This window comes from Leucobacter coleopterorum (assembly GCF_011382985.1).
Classification (GTDB): domain Bacteria; phylum Actinomycetota; class Actinomycetes; order Actinomycetales; family Microbacteriaceae; genus Leucobacter; species Leucobacter coleopterorum.
Map to the genome: position 1 here is coordinate 1,640,236 of NZ_CP049933.1, position 12,688 is coordinate 1,652,923.

Genomic DNA, 12,688 nt, shown 5'->3' on the forward strand with positions numbered 1-12,688 from the left:
TCGGTGCGGCTGCGCGAAGCGAGTACACAGTTACAATCTGGGCTTCTCATGACCGAGCAGATGAGCAACATTATTTCTGAGGCCGTCCCCGCGCTTCTGCGTGGCGAACCACTACTGCTGGTTGGTGAGACGGGTGGCGCTAAGACCGCGCTCGCCGAGCACATGTGTCGACGGGTTGTCGACGATCCGTCTGTCGAGCCCGAACTCATCTCTGGCTACGGAGACATTACGAGTGCCCAACTGATCGGCAGCCACGAGCTTCGCGCCGAGGGTGGCGCTACGGTAAGTGTGTTTGTGCCCGGCCCACTGTTGCGGGCTATTGCAGAGGGCGCCCGGTGATCCTTGATGAAGTCAACGCGATGCCCCCAGAGTTTTTGAAGCGTCTCAACCGCATTCTGCAACTGCGTCCAGGCGACACACTCAATGTTCAGGAGAATGCGGGGCGACCTGTGCAGATTGCAAAGGGGTTCGCGATCCTTGCGACCGCGAATGAACAGACACCCCACCGCTACCGCGGACTCGACCGGCTCAGTGCCGAGCTTGTCAATCGTTTTGGCGCGAACAGCTACCGGGTTCATTACCCCGATACCGGAAGGGACTACACCGAATTTCCGGTCGAGAATGCATTGCTAGCGGCCGCTTCCGTGGTGGATCGACGCGGCGAACTACCACCCAGCATCACTGTGAGTGAGTTGCAGCGGGTGTCGCGGGCTGCGTTTATTAGCCAGCAAGTGTTCGCGGGTGCCCACGGTGAGGGCTTTGACACGTTTGTATCGACGGAGCGCGAGATCGATGGTCGGCCCGGGCTTGAAGAATCCGTACTCGCCCCACGAACCCTCGTTGCGGTCCTGCAGAAGGTCGCAGGCAGCGCGGGCACTGTGTCGCTTGAGCGTGCGTTGACCCGCTTTGTTGAGGGGGTCATGCACCGCGAGGACCGCCGTGTGCTGGCTCTCATTCTTGAGGGTCAAGGTTTTCGGCTGAGTAGGTGACACCGTATTTTCAGCCAAGCCGACGATACAGCTGAGTGGCGGCTTCCATAACCGCTGGGTGCTCCGTACTGAGCGCTTGGATGCCGACCAGCTTCAGCCCCTCGGGCGGAGCACCCCGGCTCCCCCAAAGCATCACCGAAGTCTCCGAGGGCAGCTGAGCTGACCACCAAGAGAGACCGCCACGACTCTCATAACTCGCCTCGTAGACATCGCGCGCGAGGGCCTGCGTTCTACCGAGATCGCGGATCACAATCTCGCTCGGACGTGCACTCAGTTCAAGCAACGTTGCGGCATCGTCGAGATCTAGTGAGTCAGGGCCCTCGTAACTAAACTCAGCGATGGCGCGCGGATTTCCCGCGGGCGTCAAAAACACCTCTGGAATCCAGCGCTGTTTGTTATAAAAACTCTCCGCCACAGCCCCCAACGGCGTTCGAGAGAAATACCAGGAGTCGTACAGCTCGGTGTTGTCCCAGCGCCCGTGCACCTGGTGCGGAGGCACAAACGACCAGTGTCCTGGCTTACCCTTGCGTGCACCCGGCACACGTGGATAGCAGCGAAAAAGTCGCAGCGGTCCAGCCATGGTCAGGGGTACGCGCCTTCTTCTTCGGCCTCGATTGCGGCAATAACCTCTGCAATACGACCGACTCTGACACACTCGCGGGTGTTGAACCGCGAAGAAACTGATTCGGCGAGTCAAGCCAGATGGGCACAACTTTGGAGTGCATGGTTGATTCTGCGCGAGTCACGATGTAAGCAAAATCCATGATCGTGCGCGCAGCATCGGCAGACGGAACCTGCCTACCCTGTTTCCAGCGGGTCACCTGCGCAGGCGTCACCCCAACAAGTTCAGCGAGCAGCGCACCGTTACCGGCAGCACCGAGCAGCATGCGTAGACCATCGGCGAGGCCTGACTGAACCGGTGCTGCAATACTCATACCACCAGGTTACGCGCAATTTCCAGATTGCGCCATCTCACTAGTTGGCAATCTCTTGGTACGCAAACTGAAGCACTGATTCATCAACGCCCGCCAGCACACGCGGCTTCGCGATATCGTCAAGGACGATAAAACGCAACATACCTGCGCGCGCCTTTTTGTCTCGCTGCATCGCGGCGAGCAGACCCGGCCAACGACCGGCCGGGTACACAAGCGGAAGCGTAAGAGAACTCAAGATATTGCGATGCCGTTCAACCGCCTCGTCAGACAGCGAGCCAGCCATGCGACCCAACTCTGCCGCATACATCATGCCGATCGAGATCGCGACACCGTGGCGCCACTGGTAACGCTCGGCGTGTTCGATTGCATGCCCCAGAGTGTGACCGTAGTTCAGGATCTCGCGTAGTCCACCCTCACGGAAGTCCTCCGACACCACACGAGCCTTCACGCCAATCGCAAGCTCAACCACTCGCTGAAACTCGGGAGTGCCAGGATCGGTCGCGCGATCCACGTTTGCCTCTAACAGTTGGAGAATCTCGGGCTCAGCGATAAAACCACACTTTGCGACCTCGGCAAAACCAGCGAGAATCTCGTTTTTAGGCAGCGTCGCCAGAAGTTCAATATCGCAGAGCACAGCAGACGGCGCATAAAACGCACCCACGAGGTTCTTTCCCTCGGCGGTATTGATGCCGGTCTTACCACCAACAGAAGCATCGACCATGCCGAGCACAGTGGTAGGAATCTGCACGAGTTTCACACCGCGCAACCAGGTTGCTGCAACAAATCCGGCGAGGTCGGTGACGGCGCCGCCACCTAGTCCAATCACCGCATCCGTGCGGGTGAAGTCAGCTTGCCCGAGAATCTGCCAGCAAAACGCTGCAACCTCCACCCGCTTCGCCGCCTCGGCATCAGGCACTTCGGCAAGCAGCACCTGGGCATACTTCTGTTGCAGGGAAGCCCTGAGTTCTTCCGCGAGGCGTCCCACGGTTGGCGTGTGAACGATCAGCACCTTGTTGACACGGTCTCCCAGGACCTCGGGCACACGCCCCAGAATCCCGCGACCAACGATCACCTCGTACTCAGTGTCTCCGGTTACGGGGATGGTGGTGACGGCGCTCGTCATGTGGTGTCCTTTCTAAAACTGCGTGCCCACTGCGTCACGCGCCGGGCAAGTTGTTCTTTGGTCGCTCGATCCGTTCGATAGCTCACGTCGGACACCTCTTCGTAGAGAGGTCTGCGTTCTTCAAAAATGCGATTCCAGGCGTTAGGATCATTGCGCAGCAACGGCCTACGCTGTATGTTTGCGGTGCGCAACACGGCCTCTTGCGTGGTGGTGAGAAGCACAACGGGAAAGCCACTCAGCAATTCACGTGTGCTATCCGTCAGTACTGCACCGCCACCAAGCGCGAGCACCCGGACCCCGGGGGTGGCGAGTTCTGCAGCAATAATTTCTGCTTCGATGCGCCGGAATTCTTCCTCGCCGTGGGTTTCAAAGAACGCCGCGATGGGTCCGTGTCTACGCACGAACACTGCGTCGCTGTCAACAAACGGAACCCCCAGCTCACGCGCGACACGTTTGCCAAGACTCGTTTTTCCAGCCGCCATCGGACCGACAAACACGATGACGCGGTCCGGCAGTTTCGGGCCGCGCTTTCGCCGCCTTCGTCGCCGGTTGCCGCTTCGACCATTGCTAGCCCGCGGCTCGTTTTGTGAGGAATCCTCAACAACGCCCGGAATCAGTATCGGCGAGGTTGGCAGCGGAGGCTTAGGCTTTGGTGCGGGGTCCGCAGAGGAAGTCGGCTCGGGCACAGGAAGCGGCGCCCCGGCCGCCAAATGCACCCGCCTCGATCCGGTCACGATTCGATAGCGGTGGTGAGTCGATCTGGGATTGCCGCAAGATACGCCTGCAGGTTGCGTCGAGTCTCCGCAACGCTGTCTCCACCAAACTTCTCCGAGATAGCGTCGGCAAGCACAAGCGCCACCATTGCTTCGCCTACAACGCCCGCCGCCGGCACCGCAGACACGTCACTGCGCTGGTGGTGAGCGGTCGCCGCTGCTCCCGTGGCAACATCAACCGTCGGCAGGGCTCTGGGAACAGTCGCGATCGGCTTCATCCCAGCTCGCACGCGAAGAATCTGGCCGGTCGTCATGCCACCCTCAATGCCACCGGCGCGCCCTGTTTCGCGTGAGATAACGCCGTCAGTGAGACGTAGCTCGTCGTGCGCCGCAGAGCCACGGCGGCGGGTGGTCTCGAAGCCATCGCCAACCTCAACACCCTTGATCGCCTGGATACCCATGAGAGCGCCAGCCAGGCGCGAATCAAGCCGCCTGTCCCAGTGCACGTATGAGCCGAGTCCGGGCGGCAGGCCGTAAGCAAGCACTTCGACTATTCCGCCGATCGTGTCACCAGTCTTCTTAGCGTCGTCAACCTCGGCGACCATACGTGCACTCGTCTCTGGGTCAAAGCAGCGCAGTGGATCCGCATCTAGCGCATCGACATCACTTGTGCGCGGCAGTGCTGCGCCCGCGGGCACCTCGATCTCGCCAAGCGCAACTGTGTGGCTGACGAGCGTGATCCCGAGTTCATTCAAGAACGAACGCGCAACTGCCCCAAGAGCCACCCGCGCCGCAGTCTCACGCGCGCTCGCGCGCTCTAGCACCGGCCGAGCCTCGTCGAAGCCGTATTTCTGCATGCCTGCAAGGTCAGCGTGACCCGGTCGCGGCCTGGTGAGCGGTGCCCCGCGTCCGCGAGACCTGTCCGAAAGCTCGGTTGCCTCGGCGCTCATCACTTCGGTCCACTTGGGCCACTCGGTGTTACCCACGCGGATCGCAACGGGCCCACCGATCGACACACCTTGCACAACGCCCCCGAAAGGTGGAGTTCGTCCTGCTCAAACTTCATGCGCGATCCTCGGCCATAACCAAGTTTGCGTCGCTCAAGATCTTTCTGGATCTCGCTGAGGGATACCGGGACACCGGCAGGAAGTCCCTCGAGGACAGCAATGAGTTCAGGGCCGTGGGATTCCCCGGCAGTAAGCCAACGCAGCATACCGACCATCTTCCCATATTTGCGGGAGCGAGAGGTCGCACATCGGAATCAATCGCTGTGTACAGCGCGCTGCATCGCCGCACGCACCTCATCTTCACTCGGAAGTGGGGTATCAGGATCGCCGTTGCGAAAGATCCTGATCTGAATGATGGCCTGTTCCACCAGCATTTCAAGGCCCGAGTGGCTCACACCTCCCGCGGCCTCCCAACGACGCGCGAGAGGCGAAGGCCACGGATCGTAGGCAACGTCAAAAAGCGGGATCTGCAGCAGCTCACTTGGTAACTCGACAGTGTCACTCGCGGGGCCGGGGAGGGTTGAGATGACGAGCGTTGCCGCCGCGTTTCCCCCCGGCTCAAGATTGAACCGTTGAGCGAGGTCCGCAGCGGTCGCGGTATTGCGAGCGAGGATCTGTACCCGTTCTGCGCCAAGATGTTGAACCGCCAGTATTGCCGAAACCGCCGTGGCACCGGATCCGAGCACGATGGTGTGTGTGACGTCGAGATCAGCGCGATCAATGGCACTCGCGAGTCCGGGTACGTCGGTGTTGAACCCAGCCCATCCGGCGTCACCCGCAAGCCGCAAGAGCGTGTTCACCACACCGCTCTGCTCGGCCACCGGATCCCGCATTACAGCGAGTCTGTGCGCTTCTTCCTTGAGCGGCATTGTGAGCGAGAGTCCCTGCCACTCCGCACCACAGCTCTTGAGAAAAGCCTCAAGACCGTCCGCAGTGAGCTCGGCAGAGCCGTAGTCCCAGGGCAACTCCAACAGCTCGTAAGCAGCCCGATGGATGAGCGGCGACTTCGAGTGTGCGATTGGCGAACCAAGCACAGCAAGTTGACGCTGCTCGCTTTTAGTCACAGCGAGTGCCTCCCGCGTCGCGGTGCGTAGTGCACCACTCGCCAAGTTTGGCAACCGCAGCATCATGTTCCTCTTTGGTGTTCGAGAACACAGTCTCGCCGGTCTCAAGGTCGATGGGCACAAAATACAGCCACGGTCCCTCAGCGGGGTGCATCGCTGCTTCAATGGCTACGTCACCGGGGTTGCTAATTGGGCCAATCGGCAGCCCCGGGTTGGCATAGGTGTTGTACTTGTCGGAGGCATTCTCGCGTTCCTCCTCCTGTGTCCACACGGTGTGCGTGTTACCAGTGCCGTAGGCAACCGTCGCGTCTGACTGCAAGTTCATGCCCTGATCGAGGCGGTTTTGGAACACGCGCGCGATCTTTGGAAAGTCGTCGAGGTTTGATCCAGCTTCGCGCTGCACCACGGAGGCGAGTGTGAGCACACGCCACTCGTCGCCCGCGGCTACGCCGTGTTCAATGAGCGCCTCTTTCATACGATCAACCATTGTCTGCACAACCGTCCGGGCGGTGTCTTCGGGTTTGAACGTGTACGTCGCCGGGAACAGGAAGCCCTCGATTGAGGGGAACTCCTTAGGAATCCCGTAGACCGTGGGATCAGCGATCGCCTTGTCGAAGTCCTCCTTCGGAATGCCGAGCACCTCTGAGGCGCGACCGAGTGCGTCAGCTGCGGACATACCCTCGGGAATCGTCACAGTGAGCTCTTTGCGATTGGCGGGGTCTTGCAGCGCCTTGAGCGCAGCCTTCGCACTCATCTGCGACTTCATTTGGTAAGTGCCAACCTGAAACTCGGGTTCGGGATCCTGCTTGAGCAGCAGTGCATAAAAAGCGTCGGCGGTCTTCACCACGTCCGCCGCCGCGAGCGTGTCAGCGACATCCGCTCCGCTCTGGCCCGACGTGATGGTAATCAACACATCTCCGTGTCCGTTGCCCTTATAGTCGTCCTCAACCCATCCCATGGCCTTCGCGATACCCTCGCCGTACTGCGACCAGAGATACGCGCCGCCAGCGGCGAGACCACCGAGCAACACAACGACAACCGAGAGCGTGATAATCACACGCTTCCTCGTGCGAGAGCGCAGTTCGGGAGTCTTCTGCGCCTTGTTCATTCGGGCGTTCATTCCTGTGTTCCCTCTCCCAGTGGCCCGCTCTGCGGTTCCACTTCTGTTCCAGCTACCTCACCGCGAGCCCGCTCGATATCGAGCGCGTGCTGCAGAATCACAACAGCGGCAGCCTGGTCAATAATGTTACGGCTTTGTTTTGTCTTTTTGCCCGCCTGACGCAGCTGTGACTGCGCCGATACTGTCGAGAGTCGTTCGTCGACGAGCCGTACAGAGATGCTACGTGGCGCGAGCGCCGTCGCCAGATCCTCCGCGAAGTCCTGCGCATCGTCGGTCGAGAGTGTACGCTCTCCCCGCATGTTCAGCGGGAGTCCCACGACAACCTCAAATGCCTCGAGCTCTGCCGCGATCTCAACCACCCGGGCTATGGAACCGCTGGGCAGATCCCGCGCCACCGTCTCAACAGGGGTCGCAAGCATGCCGTGCTTGTCGCTGCGCGCGATGCCAACGCGGGCCTTACCCACATCAACACCGAGCCGTACTCCACTGCGCAAGCGCTACGCTCCGAGCGTCCGTCGAATTTCAGCCAGCGCATCGCCGATCTTTGCTGAATCGGTGCCACCGCCCTGGGCGAGGTCGTCTTTGCCACCACCTCCACCACCAAGCACCTGAGCGCCCAACTTAGCGAGCGCACCAGCTTTCACTCCGTTTTCACGTGCCGCCGGGTTGGTCGCTGCGATCACAACGGGCTTACCCGCTGCGTCGCCCGCGAGCACAACTACAGCAGGGTCGCTCCCGAGTTTTTCGCGCAACTGCAGAGCCATGGTGCGTACATCGTCAGCTGACGCTACGGCGCCAAGCGAGGCTAGGAGAACGCGGGATCCACCAAGCTGCTCGACACCCGCCAATAGTTCAGGGATCCGCTGCCCTAATTTCTCAGCTTCAAGCGCAGCAATCTTTTTTTCGGCCTGCTTCAACTGCGCGCCGAGATCCTGCACCTTCGTAATTAGCTCCGTTCGCGGCACCTTCAGGCCGCTCGTAAGCTGCTGCACAATAGTGCGCTCGGCCGCAAAGTTGCGGAACGCCTCGATGCCGACAAGAGACTCGATGCGACGGTTGGTCGAGCCGACCGAGCTCTCTGACACAAGACTGATCATGCCGACCTCTGACGAACTCGACACGTGTGTGCCCGCGCAAAGTTCACGTGACCATGCGCCACCAATGTCTACCACTCGCACGCGATCACCGTACTTCTCGCCGAAAAGCGCCATCGCGCCAAGAGCCTTCGCTTCTTCGAGCCCCATCTCACGGGTGACCACCTCGTAGTCAGAGCGAATGGCGAGGTTCGAGATTTCTTCGATCTCACTCTTCGTTTCGGTTGACAGAGCGTCGGTGTGAGCAAAGTCAAGACGCAGATAACCGGCTTTGTTGTAGGAGCCGGTCTGGTGGGCGTTCGGGCCGAGCACATCGCGAAGTGCCGCGTGCACCAGGTGGGTTCCCGAGTGAGCCTGTGTCGCACCACGGCGGTAGTCGGCATCAACCTGGGTCTCCGCGCGGGAGTCGACAGCAATCGTGCCAACCAGCACACGCACGGTGTGCACGATCAGTCCCTGCACAGGCTTCTGAACGTCAAGCACCTCGGCTTCGAAACCGTCACCCAGAATGAGGCCCTGATCCGCATCTTGTCCACCGGACTCTGCCCACAAAGATGTCTCCGCGAGAACAAGCTCGGCCACCTGACCCTCGTGCGCCTCACGTGCGGGCGCACCATCGACCACAATACCAAGCACACGGCTCTCGTGGGTCAGTTCGTCGTAGCCCGTGAACAGTGTTTCGCCGAGCCCGCGCAATTCCTTGTAGACGGACAGGTCGGCGCGCTGGCCCTTCTTTGCCTTGGCATCAGCCTTGGCACGGTCGCGTTGCTCCTGCATCAGCGTTGCAAACACCTCGGCGTCAACCGAAACACCTGCTTCTTCGGCAACCTCAAGAGTCAGCTCGACCGGGAAGCCGAAGGTGTCGTGCAGCAGGAATGCGGTTTCGCCAGAGACCGCACTGCCAGCCTTCTTCGCCTCTGTCACCGCTGTGTCGAGCGTCTGGCTGCCAGAAGCCAGCGTGCGCAGGAAGGTCTTCTCTTCGGCGTACGCCGCACGGGAAATGAAATCGAAGTCCTGCTCGACCGCGGGGTAGGCGGCCTTCATGGCGTCGCGCGACACCGGGAAAAGCTCCGCGAAGCTCGGACCTTCGACGCCGAGCTGCCGCATCGAGCGCGTCACGCGGCGCAGCAGACGACGCAGAATGTAGCCGCGCCCCTCATTCGAGGGCGTCACGCCGTCAGCGATAAGCATGAGCCCACTGCGCACGTGGTCAGCGATGACACGCAGCAGCACGTCATCCTCATGGTTCGCACCGTAGGTCTTCTTCGCCAGTTCTGCAGCACGATCGAGCACCGGGCGCACCTGGTCGATCTCGTACATGTTCTGCACGCCCTGCTTAATGAAGGCAACACGCTCAAGGCCTAGACCGGTGTCGATGTTCTTCTTCGGCAGTTCGCCGAGGATCGTAAAGTCAGTCTTCGATTTCACGTCTGCGACCTGGAACTGCATGAACACAAGGTTCCAGATCTCGACGTAGCGGTCGTCGTCGGTAGCCGGGCCACCGTCAATGCCGTACTCGGGGCCCATGTCAAAGAAAATCTCGGAGCAGGGTCCTGCGGGCCCGGCTGACCTGTTGACCAGTAGTTCGTGTCTTTACCGAGTTTTTGAATCCGCTCGTCCGGCAGCGTCGAGTGCTTTTTCCAGAGCGCCAGCGCCTCGTCATCCTCTTCGTAGACGGTCACCCAAAGGTCCTCAGGCCTGAACCCGAGTCCGCCCTCTTCTTCGCTCGTAGTCAGCAAATCCCAGGCGAAGCTGATGGCACCCTCTTTGAAATAGTCGCCGAACGAGAAGTTACCTGCCATCTGGAAGAACGTGCCGTGGCGAGGAGTCTTACCCACCTCTTCGATGTCGTTCGTACGAATGCACTTCTGCACGCTGGTGACGCGCGAGAACGGAGCTGGAACCATGCCAGAGAGATAGGGCACAAACGGTACCATGCCGGCAACCGTGAACATGAGGCTTGGATCATCGCTCACCAGCGAAGCAGAGGGAACGACTGTGTGCCCACGCTTCTCAAAAAAATCGAGCCAGCGGCGGTGAATCTCAGCGGTCTTCATCCGGGTGTGTCCTTCGTGGAAATCGGGTGTTGATAAAACTGGGGCGCGCTAGCGGTCGTTTTTGGCCTTCAGGGAGCTAAGCGCAGACTCGACATCGTCTTCGTTACTTGGTTCAACTTCGTGGTACCCGCGGTCAAAAGCGCGGTTGAATTCCTCGAGTCCGCGGTTCAGGCGGTCAAAAAAGCGACGACCCTCGGTCGTCTGGTTCACCAAATGAGCCGCAACAAAACCCAAAATCGTTCCCGTCACGAGCCAACGAAACTTGCTCATAACTTGCTATCCCTTCGTTTGAAAGCCCTCACCGAAGCGACGGGAAGGCACCCGACAAGCTTAGCGGTAGGAATATTCAGCGACCGGAGCGCTCGCTGTGGATCACGATTTGGGTATCCGCACCGTAAACGAAGTGTCTCCCGGTTCGCTTGTCACGCGGAGTTCCCCCCTATGTGCACCAACAATGGCATCAATGATCGCGAGCCCAAGCCCCGTGCTACCGGTCGCTCTCGTTCGGGAGGTGTCACCGCGTGCAAAGCGTTCGAACAACTTTGGTAACTGCTCAGCTGGAATTCCGGGCCCGTTATCGTGCACGTGTATGGTCGCCCAGTTTTCATCTTCCTCGAGCGAGACAGACACTTTTGTACCTTCAGGGGTATGAATACGTGCGTTTGCGAGCAGGTTCACCAGCACCTGCTGCAAACGAGCGGGATCACCCGCGACGGTCACGGGTTCACCATCATGCTCGGCGGGCTCAAAGAGCCACTGGTGATGCGGCCCAGCGACGGCCGCATCGTTTACTGCGTCTGAGACGAGCGTTGTGAGGTCGACGGGCTGACTCGTGAGTTCTTGTCCCTCGTCAATGCGCGCGAGCAGCAGCAGATCTTCAACCAAATCCGTCATGCGCACGGATTCGGACTCGATTCTTCCGAGCGCGTACTCAGCGTCCTTCGGAAGCTCGATGCCCATTCTGCGCGTGAGCTCTGAGTAACCGCGTATCGAAGCGAGTGGAGTGCGCAGTTCATGCGATGCGTCAGAGACAAATCTACGAACCTTTTCTTCACTGTCGTGTCGCGCGTGGAAGGCATCAGTCACCTGGTCAATCATCGAATTGAAGCCTGACACGAGGCGGGTGACTTCCCCCGCTGCGTTCGGCCCAGGTTCCTCCGCCCGTTGCAACTGCACCTCACCCCGCTCAAGCGGGGTCTCTGCGATCCCCTCTGCCGCGTCAGCAACCTTTTCGAGTGGGAGGAGCTGGTGCCGCACAAACCAGGCTGCGAGCATACCAAAGACCAGGCAGCCCGCTATTGCTACAAGCGCCATCGTCAAACCAAGCGAAGAAATGGTCTGTTCTACTGAAGCGAGTGGTAGCCCCACGATCATCGCGGTTCCACCACGTTGTTCTAGGTGGAAACGGTAGTTACCAAGGCCGCCTCCTGGCACGATGTCTCTAGTGGGACTATCGCTCCAGCCAGTGGTAATCGCGGTGAGTTGATCACTAGAAAGCTGTTTCGTCGTGAAGTCTTCGTCGAGCAGCACACCCTTGGCGCCGGTGGCATCAATGTGTACTTGAATTGCGCCGGTAGACACACCAGGCCCATCCATACTGCCTGTTACCATGACACGGGCTGAGAGCGCCCGTAGTCCTCCGTCAAGTTGTTGCACCAGCGAGGCGCGCAACGACGTTAGACCAATAGCCGCAATCGTACCCGAAAGCAGAATCACCGTAAATGCAAGAATTGCCACAATGCGTGTGCGAAGCGACCAGCGATGCTTTCTCGTCTGCGCTTCGGCGGCATTTGTGATGGGTTGCGAATTAGTCATCGCTTGCCGGCCTGATCATGTATCCAACTCCACGCACTGTACGAATCATTGTTGGTTTTGCACCCTCGATCTTCTTGCGAAGGTAGGAAATGTTCAACTCAACAACAGTCGAACTTCCGTCGAACTCACCGTGCCATACACTCTCGTAGATGGCGGCCTTCGTCACGACTCGGCTTGGATTCTCCATCAGCACACGAAGCACCTCAAGCTCGGTTGAGGTGAGCCCGATAACCTCTTCGCCGCGCCTCACTTCAAAGCTATCTTGATCCAGCGAGAGATCTCCCACTCGTAACACGGAACTATCAACAACCTGCACTTTGTTGGAGGATCGGCGAGCAAGCGCGTGTACTCGGGCAACAAGCTCGTCGAGGCTGAACGGTTTGGTTACGTAGTCGTCACCGCCAATGTCGAGGCCGGTGAGGCGATCCTGCATGGAGTCTCGCGCAGTCAAAAACAACACAGGCACACCGTCACCCTCGGCCCGCAAGCGCTGGAGCACCTCAAGACCGTCAAGACCCGGCATCATAATATCGAGCACAAGCACATCGGGTGCAAACTCCCGGATTGCCGCCAGAGCGTCGGTACCGTTACTCGCGATTTGCGTCTCCCAGCCCTCGTATCGCAGCGCCATGCTGACCAGGTCGGAGAGCGCGGGTTCGTCGTCAACCACAAGTACGCGCGGTTTCTGATCCTGGACGCTACTTGCCTCGCGCGACGTTTGTGTTCTCATGCCTCTAAGTCAGCCAGATGATCCTATGCGAATCGTGTGGA

The 12,688-nt window shown here is 59.7% G+C and carries 10 protein-coding genes and 3 pseudogenes; 1 reads left to right on the plus strand and 12 read right to left on the minus strand.

Translation table 11 applies throughout. From position 1 onward, the window contains the following. The first annotated feature begins 162 nt into the window (after nt 1-162). A pseudogene (locus G7066_RS15985) lies at nt 163-989 on the plus strand (AAA family ATPase). Between the two features lie 10 nt (nt 990-999). Here G7066_RS15985 and G7066_RS07685 read toward each other — a convergent pair. From G7066_RS07685 to G7066_RS07740, 12 genes and pseudogenes are all read right to left on the minus strand, one after another. After that, the gene (locus G7066_RS07685; protein ID WP_166330197.1) at nt 1,000-1,530 is read right to left on the minus strand and encodes an RES family NAD+ phosphorylase; all 531 of its coding nucleotides are present in this window, start codon (nt 1,528-1,530) and stop codon (nt 1,000-1,002) included. Continuing rightward, entirely contained in the window at nt 1,508-1,924 is a 417-nt protein-coding gene (locus G7066_RS07690) for a helix-turn-helix domain-containing protein (RefSeq protein WP_166330199.1), read from the minus strand. Before G7066_RS07690 ends, G7066_RS07685 begins: the two co-directional genes overlap by 23 nt. A gap of 40 nt (nt 1,925-1,964) precedes the next feature. Beyond that, nucleotides 1,965-3,047 carry a 3-dehydroquinate synthase gene (aroB, locus tag G7066_RS07695; protein ID WP_166330201.1) on the minus strand — a complete coding sequence of 361 codons (1,083 nt, stop codon included), beginning with the start codon at nt 3,045-3,047 and terminating at the stop codon, nt 1,965-1,967. Then, complete coding sequence (locus tag G7066_RS07700) at nt 3,044-3,781, minus strand: shikimate kinase (RefSeq protein WP_244302813.1); 738 nt, start codon at nt 3,779-3,781, stop codon at nt 3,044-3,046. The genes aroB and G7066_RS07700 overlap by 4 nt, the downstream gene beginning before the upstream one ends. After that, nucleotides 3,778-4,973: pseudogene (gene aroC, locus G7066_RS07705) on the minus strand (chorismate synthase). Before aroC ends, G7066_RS07700 begins: the two are co-directional and overlap by 4 nt. 48 nt (nt 4,974-5,021) lie before the next feature. Further along, complete coding sequence (locus G7066_RS07710) at nt 5,022-5,831, minus strand: shikimate dehydrogenase family protein (RefSeq protein ID WP_244302814.1); 810 nt, start codon at nt 5,829-5,831, stop codon at nt 5,022-5,024. Further along, nucleotides 5,824-6,939: an endolytic transglycosylase MltG gene (mltG, locus tag G7066_RS07715; RefSeq protein WP_244302815.1), complete on the minus strand. Its 1,116-nt coding sequence runs from the start codon at nt 6,937-6,939 to the stop codon at nt 5,824-5,826. Before mltG ends, G7066_RS07710 begins: the two co-directional genes overlap by 8 nt. A gap of 8 nt (nt 6,940-6,947) precedes the next feature. Next, nucleotides 6,948-7,445, minus strand: coding sequence for a Holliday junction resolvase RuvX (gene ruvX, locus G7066_RS07720; RefSeq protein ID WP_166330205.1), 498 nt, complete (start codon nt 7,443-7,445; stop codon nt 6,948-6,950). Between the two features lie 3 nt (nt 7,446-7,448). Next, nucleotides 7,449-10,102, minus strand: a pseudogene (alaS, locus tag G7066_RS07725) (alanine--tRNA ligase). A 48-nt stretch (nt 10,103-10,150) separates the two neighbouring features. Continuing rightward, the gene (locus tag G7066_RS07730; RefSeq protein WP_166330207.1) at nt 10,151-10,372 is read right to left on the minus strand and encodes a hypothetical protein; all 222 of its coding nucleotides are present in this window, start codon (nt 10,370-10,372) and stop codon (nt 10,151-10,153) included. Between the two features lie 102 nt (nt 10,373-10,474). Then, entirely contained in the window at nt 10,475-11,917 is a 1,443-nt protein-coding gene (locus G7066_RS07735) for a sensor histidine kinase (protein WP_166330209.1), read from the minus strand. After that, a complete protein-coding gene (locus tag G7066_RS07740) occupies nt 11,910-12,647 on the minus strand; it encodes a response regulator transcription factor (RefSeq protein ID WP_166330211.1) in 738 nt (245 codons plus the stop codon). Before G7066_RS07740 ends, G7066_RS07735 begins: the two co-directional genes overlap by 8 nt. Nucleotides 12,648-12,688 lie beyond the last annotated feature (41 nt).